This window comes from Methanosarcina thermophila TM-1, from assembly GCF_000969885.1.
Taxonomy (GTDB): Archaea; Halobacteriota; Methanosarcinia; order Methanosarcinales; family Methanosarcinaceae; genus Methanosarcina; species Methanosarcina thermophila.
In genome coordinates, this window is sequence record NZ_CP009501.1 from 2621109 (window position 1) to 2640541 (window position 19433).

Annotated in this window: 16 protein-coding genes; 10 read left to right on the plus strand and 6 right to left on the minus strand. The window is 43.0% G+C overall.

Annotation, left to right across the window (positions count from 1 at the left end; genetic code table 11):
- The first annotated feature begins 568 nt into the window (after window positions 1-568).
- The 4 genes from MSTHT_RS11390 (at window position 569) to asd (ending at window position 3598) form a co-directional block, all read left to right on the plus strand.
- The gene (locus MSTHT_RS11390; RefSeq protein WP_048167883.1) at window positions 569-1666 is read left to right on the plus strand and encodes a CobW family GTP-binding protein; all 1098 of its coding nucleotides are present in this window, start codon (window positions 569-571) and stop codon (window positions 1664-1666) included.
- Window positions 1667-1755: 89 nt separating this feature from the next.
- The gene (locus tag MSTHT_RS11395) at window positions 1756-2064 is read left to right on the plus strand and encodes a hypothetical protein (RefSeq protein WP_048167884.1); all 309 of its coding nucleotides are present in this window, start codon (window positions 1756-1758) and stop codon (window positions 2062-2064) included.
- A gap of 233 nt (window positions 2065-2297) precedes the next feature.
- The gene (locus MSTHT_RS11400) at window positions 2298-2480 is read left to right on the plus strand and encodes an indolepyruvate ferredoxin oxidoreductase subunit alpha (RefSeq protein WP_048167885.1); all 183 of its coding nucleotides are present in this window, start codon (window positions 2298-2300) and stop codon (window positions 2478-2480) included.
- An 89-nt stretch (window positions 2481-2569) separates the two neighbouring features.
- The gene (asd, locus tag MSTHT_RS11405; RefSeq protein WP_048167886.1) at window positions 2570-3598 is read left to right on the plus strand and encodes an aspartate-semialdehyde dehydrogenase; all 1029 of its coding nucleotides are present in this window, start codon (window positions 2570-2572) and stop codon (window positions 3596-3598) included.
- Between the two features lie 110 nt (window positions 3599-3708).
- Here asd and larC read toward each other — a convergent pair whose 3' ends face one another.
- Together larC and larB are read right to left on the minus strand one after the other, a co-directional pair.
- Entirely contained in the window at window positions 3709-4899 is a 1191-nt protein-coding gene (gene larC / locus MSTHT_RS11410; RefSeq protein WP_048167887.1) for a nickel pincer cofactor biosynthesis protein LarC, read from the minus strand.
- A 34-nt stretch (window positions 4900-4933) separates the two neighbouring features.
- Window positions 4934-5740, minus strand: coding sequence for a nickel pincer cofactor biosynthesis protein LarB (gene larB, locus MSTHT_RS11415; protein WP_048167888.1), 807 nt, complete (start codon window positions 5738-5740; stop codon window positions 4934-4936).
- 187 nt (window positions 5741-5927) lie between these two features.
- On the opposite strand from larB, the gene pyrH reads away from it, so the two are divergent.
- From pyrH to MSTHT_RS11435, 4 genes are all read left to right on the plus strand, one after another.
- Window positions 5928-6629, plus strand: coding sequence for a UMP kinase (pyrH, locus tag MSTHT_RS11420; protein WP_048167889.1), 702 nt, complete (start codon window positions 5928-5930; stop codon window positions 6627-6629).
- Window positions 6630-7000: 371 nt separating this feature from the next.
- Window positions 7001-8173: a hypothetical protein gene (locus MSTHT_RS11425; RefSeq protein WP_048168559.1), complete on the plus strand. Its 1173-nt coding sequence runs from the start codon at window positions 7001-7003 to the stop codon at window positions 8171-8173.
- A gap of 159 nt (window positions 8174-8332) precedes the next feature.
- Complete coding sequence (locus MSTHT_RS11430; protein WP_048167890.1) at window positions 8333-9448, plus strand: ABC transporter permease; 1116 nt, start codon at window positions 8333-8335, stop codon at window positions 9446-9448.
- Between the two features lie 91 nt (window positions 9449-9539).
- Window positions 9540-10205 (plus strand): ABC transporter ATP-binding protein, encoded by a 666-nt coding sequence (locus MSTHT_RS11435; RefSeq protein ID WP_181952205.1) that lies wholly within the window; start codon window positions 9540-9542, stop codon window positions 10203-10205.
- An 87-nt stretch (window positions 10206-10292) separates the two neighbouring features.
- On the opposite strand, the gene MSTHT_RS11440 is transcribed toward MSTHT_RS11435, so the two are convergent.
- The gene (locus tag MSTHT_RS11440) at window positions 10293-11216 is read right to left on the minus strand and encodes a ribose 1,5-bisphosphate isomerase (RefSeq protein WP_048167891.1); all 924 of its coding nucleotides are present in this window, start codon (window positions 11214-11216) and stop codon (window positions 10293-10295) included.
- 71 nt (window positions 11217-11287) lie between these two features.
- Window positions 11288-12076 (minus strand): helix-turn-helix transcriptional regulator, encoded by a 789-nt coding sequence (locus tag MSTHT_RS11445; protein ID WP_048167892.1) that lies wholly within the window; start codon window positions 12074-12076, stop codon window positions 11288-11290.
- 845 nt (window positions 12077-12921) lie between these two features.
- Between MSTHT_RS11445 and MSTHT_RS11450 the strand changes: the two genes are divergently transcribed.
- Together MSTHT_RS11450 and tsaA are read left to right on the plus strand one after the other, a co-directional pair.
- Window positions 12922-13506 carry an FmdE family protein gene (locus MSTHT_RS11450; protein ID WP_048167893.1) on the plus strand — a complete coding sequence of 195 codons (585 nt, stop codon included), beginning with the start codon at window positions 12922-12924 and terminating at the stop codon, window positions 13504-13506.
- The gene (gene tsaA / locus MSTHT_RS11455; RefSeq protein WP_048167894.1) at window positions 13499-13963 is read left to right on the plus strand and encodes a tRNA (N6-threonylcarbamoyladenosine(37)-N6)-methyltransferase TrmO; all 465 of its coding nucleotides are present in this window, start codon (window positions 13499-13501) and stop codon (window positions 13961-13963) included. Before MSTHT_RS11450 ends, tsaA begins: the two co-directional genes overlap by 8 nt.
- 66 nt (window positions 13964-14029) lie before the next feature.
- On the opposite strand, the gene MSTHT_RS11460 is transcribed toward tsaA, so the two are convergent.
- Together MSTHT_RS11460 and MSTHT_RS11465 are read right to left on the minus strand one after the other, a co-directional pair.
- Complete coding sequence (locus MSTHT_RS11460) at window positions 14030-18370, minus strand: cobaltochelatase subunit CobN (protein WP_048167895.1); 4341 nt, start codon at window positions 18368-18370, stop codon at window positions 14030-14032.
- A gap of 627 nt (window positions 18371-18997) precedes the next feature.
- Entirely contained in the window at window positions 18998-19402 is a 405-nt protein-coding gene (locus tag MSTHT_RS11465; RefSeq protein WP_048167896.1) for a DUF2149 domain-containing protein, read from the minus strand.
- Window positions 19403-19433 lie beyond the last annotated feature (31 nt).

The following is a 19433-nucleotide window of genomic DNA, read 5'->3' on the forward strand; positions in this document are numbered from 1 at the left end:
GAAGTATAATATTAGGATAACAGGCTAATGTTATAGTTATGTAGTGATTTATAGAGGTAAAATAACAATATATGTTAAAAATTTTAAATATAGTTAATGCATAGTATAAATTGCGTTCTCATCCTTCAACACCCCACTATTTAAATAACTACTCAGCAAGAAAGTGGATAAATCGAAAAGAGAATCAATCAAAACTCGCAACCCATGAACCCTGTACCTCAGTATCTCTTCTCAGCGAATAAATCCCTAAAAGCCGTTCGGAACTTCCAGGTTCTTGGATGAGAACGCAATTTATTTTTCAACAAAATTAAATTATATCGTCGCTCTTTCCCTAAAAGTACCTTATTTCTCGGACTGACTATTTTTTCTAAAAAATTTATGCCTGAGGAATGAAGTGAGCGAAACGGACTGTGCTGCTGCACTTGCAGTGCAACTCCCAGAAAATCTTCGATTTTTCTGTGATTCCGAAGCGAAACTAGGGGGGACTACCAATTTTATATATTAAACAGATTATATTTCTCAGACCGCCTATAAAACAGAATTACTGCACGAAAAAGAGGAAAAAGGCATGAAAGTCATGATCATAGGAGGTTTTCTCGGAAGCGGGAAAACAACCACTATACTGAGAATCAGCAGGCAGCTCAGCAATGCAGGAAAGAAGACTGCAATCATTGTAAACGAGATTGGGGAGATCGGACTTGATGGGGATATTCTTACAAGCCCTGGAATTGTAACCGAAGAACTCACAAGCGGCTGTATCTGCTGCACACTCAGGATAAGCATGCAGTATACCCTTCAGACCCTTGAAGAAGAATACGCGCCTGACATTGTTATCATCGAACCGACAGGTATTGCCTTCCCGGGGCAGATTAGGGAGGAAATAGAAACGATGGGACTCTCCGAGCTTTCCTTTGCCCCGGTAGTGACTCTTGTAGATCCCGGCCGTTTCGGGACAGAAGCAAAAGAGATCCCAAAGTTTATCGAAAATCAGATAAGGGAAGCTGAGATTCTCTGCATAAACAAGATTGATATAACCCCTACCGAAACTGTCCTTGCAGTTGAGAAAATGCTCCATGAGATAAATCCTGCAGCCAGAATCCTGAAATTCTCGGCAAAACATGAAGATGAGAATTTTGAAAAGCTGTTTCAGCAGCTCGCTGTACCTGGGTTTAAAAAACCTTCCGAAGAAACGAAAAACTCTGTTGAACTTTCCGAAGTTTCGGCTTATTCAGTTCTCTATACCCTTGAACCACAGTATCTAAGTCCTGAAGAAAGCAAACAATTTATAGAAGAAAATCTCCGGAAAATTCAGAATGAAATTCAGGAAATTAATCCTGAGTTTGTAGGGCATGTGAAGCTTTCCATGAAACTCTATGAATCTATAGTCAAGGGCAGTGTAACCTCTTCTACAGAAGTACCTCAGATAGAACTTATTCAGACCGGAGAAAGTGAGAAAGCAGAACTCAGGCTTCTTTCCGCTGTTACAAAGGTCCCGAAAAATAAGCTTATAGAGATTGTGGAGAGTACTCTTGAAGAAAATCTTGGGAAATCAGGAATAGTTTTTGAGAAAGAAATTCAGGAGCATGAGCATAATATTGGAAATCATATCGAGCATGAAAAGGAGCAAATATGCAGGATTAATATATTGAAAGATATGAAAACTTGAGGCTTAATTAAGAAAGTTGCAATTACACTTATCCTTTTCGGAACTTTTTAAAAGAAATGGCTTTAATAGAAAAATAGTGGTGTTTCTGCATGAGTGAAGAGATCGATGAACTTGATGTGTATTTCGATAAAATAGGTGAGCCTACTGAAGGCGAAGCTGTCAAACTGGAACATATAATGATGGAAAAAGTTGCCATAAATCCTGCAAGAAGAAAGCTTCTCCGGATAGTTGGAATCTTCGGAAAGACTGAAAAACAATTAAAGGAAAAATCAGGATTAAACGATTTCCTCTTTAAGTTCAATATGGACTTTCTGCTAAAAGAAGGCTTTCTTAAATATGAAGAAGGAATGTATCGCCTGACTGACGCCGGAATTGCTATGCACGATTCAGTATGTTGAATTCGATTTTTTACTTCTTCTTTTATTTATAAATTAAATGATATATTTTAATCCCCGGCTAGTTGACTCCATCCTGATTTTGAAGGCTGCATTTTGTTAAAAAGCGATAAGTTTTTATGTTTATCCTGTCAATGGCGTTATGACCAAACTTTTCGATAACCTATGGAAGTTTTAAAAACGAGCTGTACAATTTCCAGGTATATATCGAGTAACAAAAAGGAGTGTGAAAAAATATGCCAGCATTAGTTAATGCAGATGAATGTTCTGGATGCGGAAGCTGTGTCGATGAATGCCCCTCTGAAGCAATCACCCTTGATGAAGAGAAAGGAATCGCAGTTGTCGACCAGGACGAATGCGTAGAGTGCGGCGCATGTGAAGAAGCATGCCCGAACCAGGCAATTAAAGTAGAAGAGTAAAACGGCAATTAGTTGGAATAAGCTCTTTATTCCACTTTTCTTTTTCCTTTTTATCAATCATTTTTTCTTTTTCGGAGGTAGCTTTTTAGATGGCAGCAATTAAAGCGGGTATTTTAGGCGCCACGGGCGCTGTCGGGCAGAGATTTGTAGAAGCACTTGCAAACCATCCCTGGTTTGAGATTACAGCCCTTGCAGCATCCGAGAGAAGCGCCGGCAAAACATATAAAGAAGCCGCAGGCTGGAGGTTAGACACAGCTATGCCGGAAAGCGTCGAAAACATCGAAGTTGTCCCGGTAGACCCAAAAGCCGTAGACGCAGATGTTGTTTTCTCGGCACTTCCTGCAGATCTTGCCCTGACAGTAGAACCCGAATTTGCAAAAGCCGGTTTTGCAGTCGCAAGTAATGCCTCCTCTCACAGAATGGAAAAGGATATTCCTCTCGTAATTCCCGAAGTAAATTCAGAACATCTCAGGCTTATCGAAGTCCAGCAGGACGCAAGGGGATGGGACGGATATATCATTACAAACCCCAATTGCTCCACAATTGTCATGACCCTTACCTTAAAGCCTCTTATGCAGTTTGGGCTCGAAACCGTACAGGTGGCTACAATGCAGGCTATCTCAGGCGCAGGGTTTTCCGGAGTTGCCGCAATGGCAATCTATGACAATGTAATTCCGTACATAGGAAGCGAAGAAAAAAAGATGGAGACCGAAACTTTAAAACTCCTTGGAGAGTTCAACGGCTCTGAAATAATACCTGCGGATATAAGTGTCAGTGCTTCCTGTCACAGAGTTCCTGTTGTCGACGGGCATACCGAGGCTATCTGGGCTGGAATGAGAGACAAACCAGCGCCTGAAGAAGTAAGGGAAGCCTTTCTAAGATTCGATCCAAAGCTTGGAGAACTTCCTTCCGAACCTGAGAGACCCCTGATAGTAAGGGACGAAGTCGACAGACCCCAACCGCGCCTTGACCGCAACATGGGAAAAGGCATGAGCGTCTCAGTAGGCCGTATAAGAGAAGGAATCCGTTATATCGCAATGGGACATAATACCATCCGCGGCGCAGCAGGAGCAAGTGTGCTGAATGCGGAACTCCTGCATTCCATGGGCAAACTCTGACTGGATAGAGGGGAATAACAAAAATTGAAGTGAAAGCCTTGAAGTTTCAGGCTTTTGCTCTAGAATTATATTCTTATTTCTACATCTCAGCACCCTTTCGTGAGTGAATCTCAGGAGAAAAGCTTTCTTGCAGTCTCCTCTAACTTTCTCATAACCTCTTTAACAGGAACTCCACTTGCTTTTGCGATCTTTTTGCAGTCCTCAAACTCAGCAGAGATATTCAGCAGGACACCCTCAGAATCTCTGGCGACCTTGACCGCAGCTTCATATATCTGCCCACCAACCTCAAATTTAACCTTTTCTATCCACCTCGCAGCCATCAATCTGTGCCGGGTAGGGATAACCCTCACTCCCAGTGACCCTGTCTCGATAATTATTTTCCGGGCAAGCTTTGCAGTGTCCTCTGGTTTTGCAATAACTTTGATAACATGAGCCGGACGGCCTTTCTTCATTGTTGCCGGGAGAATTGCAACATCCTTTGCCCCCATAGCAAGCAATTCTTCAAACAGGTTGCCCAGGATTTCTCCGCTCACATCGTCAGCATTTGTTTCAAGCACTTCAATAATGTCAGGGATAAGACAGGAATCAAGTTCAGACAGCACCCCCTGAAGCACATTGGGTCCTGCAAGTTCAGAATCCCCGGCGCCGTAACCTATTGAAATCACCCTGCCCTGAGGAAAAGTTTCGACGGGTCTTGCAAAATGGGAAAGAATAGCAGCTCCTGTAGGAGTAAGAAGCTCTTTTTGCTCGGTTCCTCCCCTAAAATAAAATTTTCCTCTCCTGAGAATCTCAAGGGTTGCAGGAGCCGGCACAGGCAGAATACCATGTGCGCATGTTATTGTTCCACTGCCCACGTTTATAGGAGTACAGTAGATGGAATCACAGTTAAGGGAATGGATAGCTGCAGACGAGCCAATTATATCGGCAAGGGCATCACTCTGACCAACCTCATGGAAATGGAGGTTTTCAAGGTCAGGCTGTCCATGAACAGAAGCTTCGGCTTCAGCCAGCTTCATGAGGGTATCAAGAGCACTTGCTTCCACTTTGGGGGGCAGTCCTGCAGCTTTTATCGCGTCCACAAGTTCAGGATATGTGCGGACTGGCTCTTTGTCAGGCACGTTTATCCGGACATCCAGGGCTTTTATTCCTTTTTTCACAACTTCTTTTATATCCACGGATACGTTGACAGAGGCTTCTATCAGTTCTTTAACCGTATTTCGATCCGCTCCGAGGTCAAGAGTGCATCCGAGGATCATATCTCCTGCTGCCCCAGAAAAAGGGTTGAATACAAGAGCTTTCATAAGACCCCTACCTGCATTTCAGTTCACTCCGCTATTACTTTCCTTCCTGTTCAACTCTCTCTTCCCTGCCGCGGGTGTAGGCAGCCGCGATCATATTTGCGATTCTGGCAGCGTATGCTCCCGCAACAAATCCTGCATCAATATTTACAACTGCAAGGGTGGAACAGGACTGGAGCATGGCAAGCAGGGCAGCTTTTCCTCCGCCCCCCGCTCCATAACCTGTCGAAACCGGAAGCCCGATTACAGGTACATCAACCAATCCCGAGACTATAGTGGGAAGCGTCCCTTCTCTTCCTGCCGCAACCACGATTGCTCCAGGTTTTATTTCTTTCAATTTATGCAGTGCCGGGATCAGCCTGTGAATCCCTGCAACCCCCACATCGTAAACCGTAACCGTTTCGCAGCCCATTTCCGAGGCTACAACCCTGGCTTCTTCCGCAGCCGGGATATCGGCTGTGCCTGCTGAAACAATCCCTACGATCCCACCTGTCCTGGGGGCAGGCGTACCGTCATGGATAACAACTGTGCGAGCCCTGCTGTTCCATTCGAGCTTATCCTCGCCAAAAGCTTGCTTTAGGACTTCAACATGTTGTGGCGTAACCCGCGTAATAAGGGCTCTTTTGCTCTCTGCAACCATGATCTTGGCAATCTCCACAACATCGTCAGGGCTCTTACAATCAGCCAGGATGGCTTCGATCACTCCTGTCCGATTTTTCCTGTGAGAGTCAAGCTTTGCTATATCAGTATAGGAAACAAAACCAAGACCGCGTACTTGCTGCTCTGCAGTTTCAAGATCCATTTTTCCGTCTTTGACAGCCCTAAGTATATCAGTAAGATCCATGTACCACCTGCACTGAAAAAATTTACCTGATTTAAAGAATCATAAGCTTAAACAATAAGTGGTCAAGCAAGAATTTATGGTTTAGGGGTCTTTAGGGCTTCTCGTTATATGGGGCTTTTGGTAACTTGCTGAAAAAATACTCAGCGAAATATTTAAAAATCCGAATTGTTAATGTGTAGAGATCATCATGCTCATAGTACTTTCATTAGGCGGTTCAATTCTCGCAAAAAACCTTGATCCTGATCGTTTTTTAAAATATGCGGAAGTCCTCCGGAAAGTCTCCAAAAAACATACTCTGCTTGTGGTAGCCGGGGGAGGAGAAGCGGCACGGAGCTATATTGATACTGCAAGGGCAGTTGGTGCCGATGAAGTAACCTGCGACTATATAGGCATTGAAATTACTCGCCTGAACGCACGATTGCTTGCCGCAGCCCTAGGGTCCGATGCTTCTCCAGAAATCCCGACGAATTACCTTGAAGCTGCAAAGGCTATTCGTCCCGGGAGAGTAGTTGTAATGGGCGGGGTTACCCCTGGTCAAACTACAGACGCTGTTGCTGCAATTCTTGCGGAGTTCCTGCGGGCAGACTTGTTGATTATTGCAACATCGATTGATGGGGTTTATTCTGCAGACCCCAATTGTGACCCTTCGGCAGTAAAATATGACCGGATCTCTCCTGAGAAACTCATAAACATAGTCATGTCAATCGAAATGAAGGCAGGCTCCAAATCTCCTGTTGACCCTGTAGCCGCAAAAATTATCGAACGTTGCAAACTCGATGCCCTTGTTATGGATGCCCGGAACCCTGACACGCTCGGTCAAATTCTCGACAGAGAAGCCGCAGAAAAATCTCCCATATCCTGCGGAACCTGGATCACAGCAAAAATGTAAGGTTAAACAGGACTCAGACAAAGCTCAGCCCAGTTTTTGTTCAAACACAAGCGTTGCGCCGCTTGACCACGCAGTCATGCTGATTTTTGATCAAACTTTTTTCCAAAAAGTTTGTGGTCAAGCAGTTTTTTGAAAAGGCTTGCAGAAGACGAAAAGTTAAACATAGGGGTTCCGACATACATTCCAATTAGATTCAGATAATGTACACTTCAATTAGCTTCTAACATACACTCCAATTAGATTCAGATATTTCAGATATACATCTCAATTAAGTTCTGATAATTCCATGAATGGAAAACAGACCAGAATGCTGGTTTCGGTTTCCTGAGGTTTCTATCCTGAAGTTCCTTAAAAAAAGGAGGATTGGGGTCTTGAACCGGCTTGAAAAAAATAGTTTTTTTAAACAAAAAGATATTGTCCGCTTTTTCTCCGCGCTTTTATTTATGATCATTGTCTGCTCATGGATCAATCCTGCTTTTGCAGCGGCAGGTGAGAAAGCCATTGGAGAGGAAAAGCAGGGAGGTGCAGTTATTACAGATTTTTTTTCGGATCATGAACTTGCGGATGCCACAGTCCAGTTTGAAAAACCTCTTGAAAATGCCTCTCTTGTTTTTACTTTGAATTCGGGAAAGAAACTGCTTAAATCGGAAACTTTCCTCTTAGGTTCCGTGGAAAAAGGTCAGAAAGTTACGAAAGTCCTGTTTTGGGGAGTTGAGGAGGATTTTAGAGAAGACAGAGATTCTTATAAAGCACAGGTTTTTGTGAAAAATGGTAGTGAAAACATGGATTCAAAAGAGCTCTCATTTTCCTACCGGAACCCAGCGCTCTTAAAGCTTAAGCTTGTGGATTTCTCGGCAGATTCCGAGAAGGCGTCCGTTTTGATGAGTCTTACCAATCCTGCCGGTTTTGGAAGTGTACAGCTACCTGAACCCGGTGTGGTAGATCTTGATCTGAAACTGCTTTCGGGAACAGATGTGATATACTCTGAAAAACAGAAAAATATCCCTGTTATAAACACCTATTATAATGCAAGTTACTGGCCTTTCCTGCTGGAGAAAGGTAAAAACTATACTGCTCTTTTGAAAGTTCATTCCCACTCTCCTGACATTACCACAGCCTATAGATCAGATTTCATAGCCCAGGAAAAGGTAGAAATTCTTGATTTTGATATCGATGTGGATGAATACGGAGCAAGTGTCACTATTGTCGGAAGATCCCAGGTGCCTTTTGACGGCATTGTAAGGTTCGTGCTGACATCTGAGAATGGAGAAGCGCAAGTTTTTGAAGAGACTGCAGATATCCTGACTGCGGGGAAGGAAGATACTATAGGAATAATCTGGCAGGGAATCCCGAAGGGGGATTATAATGTGAAGATTTATGTGCTCAACCTCGAAGGAGAAATTCTGGACAGCCATGAGACGGTTCTCAGGGTTTTTGAGTCCGTCCCCGAAGCAAACCCAGTCGAGGAATCCCCAGGTACTGGCTTTCTCGCAGCCATGGGAATTATCCTCTGCGCTGGAGTTCTTTCTGGTAGGAAAAAGTAAGCAAGAAATTTTAAAAAAGAGAGAAAAAGCTTGAGAGTTTTAGAAATTATTGGGACCCTGAAAACCTCGTAAACACTGGAAATTCTGAGAATTTTAAGAATTTAAGAAATTTAAAAGCTATGAAAGTTTAAAACTGTAAAACTCAAACACAGGATCATCATGTTTGACCTCATTATTCGAAATATAATGAACAGGAAGGTCAGGAGCGGGCTGACAGTTTGCGGGATTGCCCTCGGGATATTTGCAGTTATCGTTATGGGGGCAATGTCCGAAAATTTCCACCAGACCTTTGAGCGTTCCATGAGTGTGACTAGCGATAAAATCCGCGTCTTTGCCGAAAGCGGAGTCTTCGGAGGCGGACTTACGGATGATAAAGTAAGCGATGTACTCCGGGTTGCAGGTGTAAAAGATGCTTATGGGCTTTTAATGACCACTTTCGATGAGGATAAAATGGGAATGACCGGAAAGCAGATCCTGGGTATACCTCCAGAGAAATCCAGTGTTGCCCTTTATCCCGTAGAATTGAAGGCGGGACGTTTCCTCAATCCCGGGGATTCATACAATGTTGTTGTCGGAAACAACATACAGAGGGAATATAAGCTCCAGATAGGGAGCAAGTTTGAGATCCATGATAAATATTTTACGGTTGTAGGAATCCTGGATTACACTGGCTCGATTTTTGACAATGCGGTAATTATACCCCTCGAGACTGCGCAGGACCTCTATAATGTAGGCGATTCGGTTTCCTATATCTTCGCAGTGCCTGATGAACGGGTAGATGCCGAAATACTCTCCAAGCGCATAGAATTTAGCGTTAAAGGCACAAGCACCCTTTCTCCGGGCGAACTTGAAGTGCAGGCAAGGGAATCTTTTATGATTTTTAGCGTAATCACTATCAGCTCAGGTCTCCTTGCAGCAATCATAGGCGGGCTTTGTGTAATGAATACAATGCTCATGTCCGTTGCCGAAAGGACAAGGGAATTCGGGATTTTGAAAGCCATTGGAGCCGAGACCAGGGATATTTTGCTTCTTACCCTCGGGGAAGCCTCTGTTATGGGTCTCCTCGGCGGAATCCTTGGAATTCTTGTAGGCACAGGGGCTGTTTATCTCATGAATTCCTGGCTTGCAAATACAAGGATTGTACTCTTCCTGATAACGCCCAGGCTTCTTATAATTGCCATGCTGTTTGCCTTGCTAATAGGGGCTCTTTCAGGGCTTTATCCTGCATACAGGGCTTCAAAAATGAGTCCTATGGAGGCTTTGAAGCATGCTTGAAGTGGTAACTGAATTAAAAAGGTTTAAAGTTCCAAAAGAGCCAGGGAAAGAGGTTGATAAGAAAGATTGGATAAATAAAGATCAGAGAGTCATACTGCAGGTTGAAAACCTTTCCAAAACCTATTATCAGGGCAAAATCCCTGTCAACGCCCTTCGCTGCGCCAGTATAACCGTGAGAAAAGGAGAATTGCTTGCGATAATGGGTCCCTCGGGCTCCGGAAAATCCACTCTTCTTGCCCTTATAGGCACACTTGAAAAAGCTACTGAAGGCAGAGTTATTCTTGATGGCATAGACCTCACAGCTGTGCCTGAAAAACTGCTTCCCCGCGTGAGAAGGGAAAAAATAGGTTTTGTCTTCCAGCACTATAACCTCATTCCAACCCTTTCTGCGCTTGAAAATGTTGAACTCTCCCTGCGCTTTTCCAGAGTGCCGAAAAAAGAAAGGGAAGAAAGAGCAAAGGCGCTTCTTGAAGAGCTTGGTCTTGGAGACCGCCTTTCCCATAAGCCATCGGAATTATCTGGAGGAGAACAGCAGAGAGTTTCTATTGCCAGGGCACTTGCGAATAAGCCTGCTGTCATCCTGGCTGATGAACCTACAGGTGAAGTGGACAGCAAGACCAGGGACTCGATTGTGCGGATCTTTAAAGAATTGAGCGAAAAAGGGCAGACAATTCTTGTTGTGACACATGACCCAGAGGTAGCAAAAGAATGTTCGAGAGTGCTAAAGATTACGGATGGGATTATTAAAGATAATTAAAGTCATTGAAAAAGTGGCTGGATACTGAAAAAGTGACCGAAAAATGGAATAAAAATAAAAGAAATGTGTAAAAACCAAAATTTTTTCTCAAATTTCTCCAAGCTCCCAGCCAAGATGCTCTTTTATAACAGTATATGCCATTGCAGGCGGGATGATTCCTATATCGGTTACGATCATATCTATATATTCGGCAGGTGTGAAGTCAAAAGCCGGATTTCTTACCTGCACGTGAGGCAGCTCTTTCAGGATTGCCGGGTCTATGATCTCTTCTGCGTCCCTTTCTTCGATCTCTATGGGGTTTCCGACAATAGTGCTCGGGCTAAACTTGAAGGTCTCGGCAGCGACCATAAAACTTTTCCGGGCTTCATGGGCGGCAAGGGCAAGCTGGGAAGTTCCGATCTTATTTACCAGGGCGCCGTTAGCTGCAATGGCGTCAGCCCCGACAATGACTTTATCCACGTCTTTCATGTAGTAGCGCACTGCGGAATCTACAATCAGGGTTGTAGGAATTCCGAAATCGTTGAGATGCCGGATTGTCAGTATGCCCTGGCATCTGGGACGGCTTTCTGTGGAATATACCGAGATGTCTTTTCCGCTTTCAAAGGCTGTCGTGATAATAGAAAGAGCAGCATGGGAGTTACAATGGGTCATGATAACGTCCCCGTCCTGGATTCTTCTTGACCCGATTTTCCCAATTTTTTCAAGAGCCCTGTCAGCTCTTTCAATAAAAAGGTTTGCATTTTTAATGATTTCCTGCCTTGCGTCCTCCACATTATCCGAAGAGTACTTTGAAGCGAGTTTTACGGCATTGGGAAGGGAGACAGCGGTCGGGCGGGTACTTATTAGAAGATCCGAAACCTCCTTTATTTTGGCACTGAATTCTTCCATTGAGGTTACTTCCAGCTCTGCGGCATAGTCCCTTATAGCCTCAGCAGCAGCCTTCGCAATCCTGCCTGCACCCCGGATTTCCATTGTCCGGATTTTTTCTGCGGTTTCCTTAACTTTCTGCATGGTATAAAGGATAGCGAGAGTGCAATTTATAACTATCTTCTACCTGTTCTGTACCCTGCCCTGATAGAAGTTCAAATTTCGGTTATTCTCTGAGAGATGTTTTTGTAGTAAGCAAAAAGGTCTTCTCCCCATTGGAGGGCAACCGGGTCGAAGCACAGGACATCTTCTTTATGGTCGAAAGTGCCGTCAGAAAAAGGCAGGGTAAGAGAAAGAAACCTGTCAGTAACTACATAGGAGAGTTCTATTTTGCCATCACAGACGTAAAAACTCGCGTTTTCGAACTTAAGGAACTCACTTAGCTCGGTCCCGTACTCCATTTTTGTTCTTTCATAGACCGGGCGGGTTACAAGGATGGAAATCTCAGCTCCCCTCTTTGCGAAAGTAAGGAAAAGAGATGGATAAAGAGGATGAAAAATAGAGGCAATGCCTTTTATTTTTTTTGATTTCCTAAGGTTTTCTACAAATTCCCTGTGAGGCTCAAACAGGCGTGTCCTGTCAGGAGGTTCGGAAAATGTGCAGTTAGCCAGTTCTCCTATCCGTTTCCGCAAAGGATCGGGTATGGACTCAACTGCATGATTTGCCCAGTATTCATATTTACTTCCGAAAACGGTCAGGACATCAATCATTGGTTGCATTTTGCCAGCTACCGCTATCCCTAGAGGAGACAGGCTGTAAACATCGCCTGACTTTAAAACCAGAGAGTTTTCCCTCAGTTTTTTCAATTGAGGAAGAATTGCCACCAGACCCACATTCAAGCTTTCTTTGATCTCTGAGATTGATTTTGGTCCATCCTTCAAAAATAAAATAAGATTTTTCCTTTTTTCGGAGAGAAAAATCAATTCCAGGAGCTGGCTGTTCATGTTTTTGTTATATATGAGCTACTTAATAAATATCTTCCTCATTATGTAGATGTAATTATATTGAAAACTGAACTATTAACAGCCTGCCAAAGGCTTAAAATAAACGTTTGATTAATGCCAAATTCTCAATTTTTTTGTACTGAATTAAATATATTAGAGATTATTAAAAATGTTGAGTATAGAAAATACATAATGTACAAATTATACTCTCATTCCAATAAATTGAGTTTTGAGACGGCTAAATAATTTAATGCGAGGCAAATTTCAAAGTCGTATAGGTTATATACGTCTATAACATAAAGAGGAAGTCAACGATTAAGAGTTAAGGGGTTTTTCTCTTAGTCGTAGGGGTTGAATCACGCGATTGGGAGCCTATCAGAGGTGGCAAAAAGGCTCCCAATTATCACAACTATTTTTGAAGAATCACATGTACAGGTAAGCTATTGTTCTTAAGGACTTTTTTTCACTTATATACTGGACAGGACAGATTATTGATTATTTTACTATATAAAGTAAACTGAATCACGTTAAAGTAAACTGACTCACGTACGTCGCTCATAACTGAAAAAGTTAAGTTTTACCTGCATTTCTCTATAAATAAGTATCCAGGCACATTGGAAAATTCTGAGATAAGGTTAATTAAATCTGAGTTGAGGTTAACTAAATCTGAGCCTCGAAGACAAGTTTTTCTTATTACGAGAAAATGTTTTTGTAACATTAATTGAATAAAAAATCTATAAATAGTATCTGGATTATATGAAATTATTTAACCAAAGTTAATCACTTCCGTATGAGTCTAAATGAAAATTTAATGGAATAGGAACAAAGAATCAGGAGTCAAAAAGTTGAATTTCGATACCGCAGTACAATTTCATGGACATGTTTGCCCCGGGCTCTCCATTGGCTACAGGGTAGCAGTACTTGCCGCTGAACGCTTCAAAGATCGAAGCAAAGATGAAGAGCTTGTCGCAATTGTAGAAAACCGGTCCTGTGCCGTGGATGCGATTCAGGCAATTAACGGCTGCACCTGTGGGAAAGGGAACCTTATTTTCAAGGATCACGGGAAACATGTTTACACGTACTTCAAAAGGGGCGATAACAAAGCCCTGAGGATTTCTCTGAAACCCGATGCTCTCCCTCAGGACGAAAAGCATATTGCACTCTTTGCAAAGCTTAGAGCTGGTACTGCCAGCTCTGAGGAGGAAAAAGAGTTTAGAGAATCTCACAACGCAAAAAGCCAGAGAATCCTGGAAATGCCAGAAGAAGAGCTTTTCTGGGTCAGAGAAGTGGAAATCGAACCGCCTGAAAAAGCTATAATTTACCCAACCCTTATCTGCAGTAAATGCGGGGAAGGTTTTATGGAACCTCTGGGCAGGATAAGAGATGGGGAAATAGTTTGTATTCCCTGTTTTGAGGCAAAAGATGAGTGAAAATCCAGAAGCATCAGAAGTAATTGAAATGATGCCTATAGGCTATGTAGAAAACGACTACCTTGAACCTGTATACAATGAAGAGGTTTACAATAAAGTCTCAAAGGTAATCCTCAGGGAGAAATTTACAGATGGGCTTTACAGGATTGAGGACTTTGAAAAACTGTACATCCTCTTCTACTTCAGTAAATCGAAAGGATACAAACTCATCCACCGCCGCCGTTACGACGGGGAGATTTCAGGAGTTTTTGCCAGCCGAAGCCCCTACCGCCCTAACGGCATAGGGCTTACGCTGGTAGAGCTTTTGAAGGTGGAAGGTAACGTTATACATGTAAAAGGGCTTGATGCAATTAACGGGACACCTGTGCTTGACATCAAGCCTTACATAAAAGAAACTGAAGAAGATGAGGAAGAAAAGACTGAAAAAGAGCCGAGAATTAGTACAGAAAATCAATAAAATTGGAAAATAAAAGGTTTTTTTCTAAATAAAAAAGAAAAGAGGATTGCCCCCTTTCCAAATTCATTACATCCTCTTTTTCCTGAATCCCATATAAATTCCTCCAACTGCCACAACAACGAAGAAAATTCCAACTATATCAGAGCCTGAGAAAGAGAGACCTCCACTTTCCTCTTCCTTTACAGTTTCTTCTTTCTGCATCTCGTAGCCTTCCACGTAATCGGATTTGGAATTCTGCCGAACTTCAGGAGCGGATTCTGGAGAATCCATTCCATAGCCTGTATTGGAGTCCTTTGCGGTCTGATTGCTCTCCTGGGATTCCGAACTTGATCTAGCTGTCTGGTTAAGTTTTTCAGCAACGCTAGTCTGGCGACCTTTGCTGCTGTGGCTGCTGCTCTGAGTATCCGTTGTATCCTTATCGATCTTAGTTGCGGCTTCTATTTGCTCAGCGTAACCAGGAACAGATACTATTCCACTTACGAACTCGTGGAGCAGAGGATTTCCGCAGGTGTGGTGACAACATGCAGCTCCGTTCTCAGCCACAGATTCTTCGTATGCTGTTGCAAGGCTTTCAATAACCTCTTCTGAAGGGGTCCAGTAATCATGCCTGATAGTCTCAAGCATCCTGGCAGTAATTGACTGGTAAGCGTCCGGGTTATTCTGTTTGAACCATTCTCTCATAGCGGGATCATTGGCATAGGTTTCATACACCTGCTGCCAGACAGTGTCATCTACAAGATCAGGATCACTTACCTCCCAACCAAAGAGATTATCCACAAATTCGGACATCATGCTACCGCCCGAATATCCGGAGTTTTGCATACCTTCAATCCATTTGTCATTGAAATATCTGGCTCTAAGATCCTTGCTGAGGTACTCCTGCATTCCTACCATTTCAGCTCTGTCCAGGTCACTTGTATCTGAAATATACATCTCCGGAGTACTGCCGCTAAGATACCTTGTTGCCAGGTTCATGCCGCCAAAATACTGGAAAAGGTCATCGTTATCAAGGGAGTCGTAAAGGTTTGAAGATGAAGAATGTACAGAGGCATCAACGCTTTTCAAGTTACCTTCAAGGAGTTCTCTAGACTTTATGCCCCAGAAGTCCTCTCCATAAGCATATCCCATTTTGTCCAGGTATACATTTGCAATGGCTGCTTCGTTTTCCCATGTACCACTTGCACTGACTGCATCTGCGACTCCTATCTCATAAGTACCATCCATTACTGCAAAGCAGCGCATTGTGGAGAGTTTTGCTGCCGTCTCACTGTCATATCCTGCAGAAACCAGGGAATCGTATAGCGTAACTGAACTCTGGTTAACATAGTTGGGATAGTTTACCCCGGGAAGAGAACTCGCAAGTTTTACAGCGCCGTCTACCATTTTTATTTTATCCGGGAAAGCGTCTCTCATTCCTGCAGTAGTGTAAGTGACGTCAATACGCGGCCTTCCGGGTCTCGAAAGATCATAATTCGGCAATAACTCTTCTTCAGGAATAGCCTCAACTCCGGTTACATACCCGTACTCATCCCAGACAGGCTTCATTCCGAGCAGGTAAAGAATTTCGGCTTCCAGGGTTCCGTGGTCTGCAATAAACTCAACTCCAAACCTTGAGAATGAGACCTTTTCAGGATATGTTCCATGCTCACTATAGTAGTCCTCAAGTAACTGGATTGCAAGAGATTTTCCAATTTCCCAGGTCGCCTCCGAAGGATAGAGCTTTGAGTTTACACTGTAATAGTTTCGTCCTGTAGGCACAGCTTCCGGATTCATAATTGGATCTAATCCTGACGCTGGTGGGATGAAGCCCCCGTTAAGGGCTGAAAGTATCCTGTCAATTTCTACATCACAATCAAGAAGCTGGTCCCTGTATTCCAGACCAAGCTCAAGGTCAAGTGTGACAGAATTGTTGGTCTGCCCGTAGACTTCAAGCTGTGCAGTGGTAACATTTGTATTATTGGTTACAACTTCCCATACAAGCTGTGTAACTTTTGTGTCATTTAATGGAATTCCGAGAGGATAAGCAGATTCGGGATAGAAAGCTGCGGTGATGTTATCCTCAAAGCTTCTTCCGAGCATAGCCCTTACCATTGCAGAGAGCTCATCTTTCTCAGGATCTGTCATGTTCGTTCCTGGAACACGACTGAGAGTATGCATTCCGTATGGGATATTTTCACCCTCTAAATCTTCCAGATACTCGTGAAGGACATTCTTTACAAAATTATCAAATTCTTCTTCACTGTAGTTCTGGAGATCAGTTGCGTTTTCCATTCCCAGATCGACACTGAGGTTGAGCGCCGATATCTCGTCGATAATAGCTTGCCTGTATCCTGTCCTGGTATGAGAAGTAATGCCGGGTTCATAGTACTGCTGGATATTAATTGAAAGGTTCAGCAAGCCTCCGTATAGCCCGCTTCGCTTGAGAGTAGGAGTCAGGTGATCGATAATAAGGGCGTTACCCCTATACTCAGCGGTTATTCCTTCTCCCACGTTGGCAACTATGTAAGGATATATGTTCGGCAGATCCTGAAGAAGCAGAGGGGACCAGTCAGAAGTCCTATTCATACCGTAAGTGGGTCCTGGAAGCCATTCATGCGTACCATGAGTCCCCAGGTGAATAATCGCATCGGGCTGCAATTCATGGTTTAACCAGAGGTAGAAGGCTATGTACTGGTGTGTAGGAGGTACAACATTGCTGTGATATAGGGTATCATTGTTTTGCCCTGTTCCTCTAGCAGGTTGAGGCATGAGCCAGACATTCCCGAAGCGCACCGTGGGTATTACGATATATTTTCCGGCTTCATTCTCATAGATCATAACACTCTTCTCTTGAGGCAGATCTTCAGACCAGGGCTCTCCCCATTCAGCTGTTACATTAGCTCTCAGGTCTTCCGGAATTTCAGACTCAAACCACTCTCTGTAAGTCTCCATGGGTATGAGATGCACCCCCCATTCAGTCCTGTTTTCTACCATTTCGTTAAGAACACCCGGAGCCCAGGAGCCTACATTGATACCCTGAGTCTGGAGCATCTCCAGAAGAGCGCTGTTATTTTCTGGAATTCCGGAAACTTCATACCCGCTTTCATTCATTGCATTGAGAAGGTCAAACATGCTCTTAGTTGTGTTAAGGTAATTTGCTACTATGTTGTCCTTTCCTGAAGGATAATTGTAGTAGATGACAGCTACTTTCTTGTTCTGATTATCTTTTAACTTAAGCTCTGCCCAGTTGATAGACCTGTTTGACATCCAATCAATCTGAGCAGGCAGGGGTTCGTAGTTGCTTTCACCGGTTTCGGAATCATAATTGTCGATTCCTATTACAATATATTCGAAAATCCCGTCAATACTCGGGAGCAGGGTTTTGTACACAACCTCATTATTCGGTATGCCCCTGTTGCTATCAGCAACATCAGTAGAATTAGCAGGGTTGTTAACAACAAGTCCAGTAAGGACTGGAACATCTAGGTCTGTAAGCTCCTGTACCCCTTTATCAGGGGTTTCGTAATTCAAACGGAAACTCTTAAGAGAAATTACACACTGGACAAGAGGCTCCCCGTTTTCATCAAAGTAAAATTTGTGGATATCGTTGAAAGTATCAAAACCCGCGATTACATTGCAGCCCTTTCCTTCCAGGTCGCGGATAAGGGCATCTACGACTTCAAGATTGTCTCCGGTATAATCCGAAGCATGGAACCATATCCCGATAGTGGGCTTACTTTTATCATAAACATGTTTTGATTCATTGAAGTTAGTTAAGTTAGTTGAGTTAGAATACCATTCAAGGTAATCGGTGGTGTTCTCGAACCAGTCAGGCTGGGATTCGTCAGTTGGAGAACGGGCGTCAGGATGGTAAAGACCTGCTTCCGGGAAGTCTACTGGATCTTCATAAACCCAGCTGCCTGTAAGTTCAGGTTTGCCTCCGTACGTTTTTGCAAGATAAATAAGGAAGTTTTCAGCATTTTTCTTCAGAACTCCCCTTGTACCCATATTGTAAAAGAATTTCTCCTCAGTAGAATTGTATGGTTCGGTTCCGGAAAAAATTCGGTCATAATTTGAAGTGTTTATATATGTCGTATCTATTGCAGAAGAGATGTCTATGAGAACGGTTCCATTTTCATGAGCTCTTTTAAGGTCGTCCCCAATTTCTTTGAACTGAGACCAGAGCATGTAGGTAAATATTACATCCTGGTTCTCGAAAGTGACATTACTTAAGTCCGAGTAACCCGAGATATACGTTACATTTATACTTGCATTGTATGGATTGGACTGCTCTGCCGCAGCAAGAGCGCTCCCATCATAACAGATGAAAGTAATATTTACCTGATTTTCATCAGCCGATACATTCTGTGCTAGCAGTAAAAAAATCACTGCACATAAAACCAATAATCTACCTTTTTCTGTAAGCATCTTATCCCCAGAATAATGTCTAATAAACTCAGGAGCACCCTGTAAGGAAAATAACTAGGATGCTTAGTCTACTGATGAATTTTTGTTAAAAGTTTGCGAATTTTAGACGCTGACTGCTCTCGATTTTGGCTTGCAGTTCAAGCCCGGGACTTCCAAAAACTAATAGGCAGCCGATTTTGTATTTCAGACTCAATATTCCGAGCATTGGGGGATAAAATACATAAAACAAAGTTTTTAGATTATGATTATTAGCCGTTTGGATAAAGAGGTCAGCAAATGGCGTTTTTATTCTATATTATAAATTTTCATATCTCTGAAACTCGAAAACAATTTCTCAATTGAAAAGTAAAAACTCGAAAACAATCACTCAATTAAAAAGTAAAAAAGGTAATTCTCAATTTTGAATGTGGCTTCCCACAGGAAATCATCTCAAAATTTACATGTTAGATCAAACTTAGGAAGCCATTTAACCCTGCTATTGAACTCTGAGTATAGGGCTCTGTGGAGAAGTTCTACCAGTAAAACCTGGAATAGTGAAAGCAAGAATCAGTAAATATTGGCTCCAGGACAGTATAACCACAGTTCAGGACGGTATAACCACAGTTAAAATACTGTATATATACCAATCTACTGGCGGGAACTGTCACTTGAAGAGGACTCCGTTGAAGTAGATATGTTGCCCTCAGAGTCCTCAGGCACATAAATTACTCTGCCGTCGGCAAGCCTATAAGCCGTTCCAAGAGCTTCTCCAGTCCCCCCTCCTATATTATCGGTCATGTTCATGACCTCAATTGGTTTCCCTTCTTCTTTGATGATGATTTTCATATTCTGAGCTCCAGGATTTTTGACAATGGTGAAATTCTCGCTGGAACTCAGAAGTTCAGGGAGGTGATATGACATAACAAGCGCAACCAATAGGGCTACAGAAAAGACCATTGCAACATCAAAAACATTGGCAATGTTGGTCATAGGGTTTTGCTCATCCTCATCTTTTAAAAGCCCTGTCCACCTGTATCTTCTGGATTTTCTCATGATTTATTCCTCCTTATTAAGAGATGCTGAA

Coding starts and splice junctions, on each gene's coding strand:
- larB (WP_048167888.1), bottom strand. CDS start 5,740: ATGGATCTTACTGATATACTTAGGGCTGTCAAAGACGGAAAAATGGAT.
- MSTHT_RS11430 (WP_048167890.1), top strand. CDS start 8,333: ATGTTTGACCTCATTATTCGAAATATAATGAACAGGAAGGTCAGGAGC.
- asd (WP_048167886.1), top strand. CDS start 2,570: ATGGCAGCAATTAAAGCGGGTATTTTAGGCGCCACGGGCGCTGTCGGG.
- larC (WP_048167887.1), bottom strand. CDS start 4,899: ATGAAAGCTCTTGTATTCAACCCTTTTTCTGGGGCAGCAGGAGATATG.
- MSTHT_RS11395 (WP_048167884.1), top strand. CDS start 1,756: ATGAGTGAAGAGATCGATGAACTTGATGTGTATTTCGATAAAATAGGT.
- MSTHT_RS11400 (WP_048167885.1), top strand. CDS start 2,298: ATGCCAGCATTAGTTAATGCAGATGAATGTTCTGGATGCGGAAGCTGT.
- MSTHT_RS11445 (WP_048167892.1), bottom strand. CDS start 12,076: ATGAACAGCCAGCTCCTGGAATTGATTTTTCTCTCCGAAAAAAGGAAA.
- tsaA (WP_048167894.1), top strand. CDS start 13,499: ATGAGTGAAAATCCAGAAGCATCAGAAGTAATTGAAATGATGCCTATA.
- MSTHT_RS11465 (WP_048167896.1), bottom strand. CDS start 19,402: ATGAGAAAATCCAGAAGATACAGGTGGACAGGGCTTTTAAAAGATGAG.
- pyrH (WP_048167889.1), top strand. CDS start 5,928: ATGCTCATAGTACTTTCATTAGGCGGTTCAATTCTCGCAAAAAACCTT.
- MSTHT_RS11440 (WP_048167891.1), bottom strand. CDS start 11,216: ATGCAGAAAGTTAAGGAAACCGCAGAAAAAATCCGGACAATGGAAATC.
- MSTHT_RS11390 (WP_048167883.1), top strand. CDS start 569: ATGAAAGTCATGATCATAGGAGGTTTTCTCGGAAGCGGGAAAACAACC.
- MSTHT_RS11460 (WP_048167895.1), bottom strand. CDS start 18,370: ATGCTTACAGAAAAAGGTAGATTATTGGTTTTATGTGCAGTGATTTTT.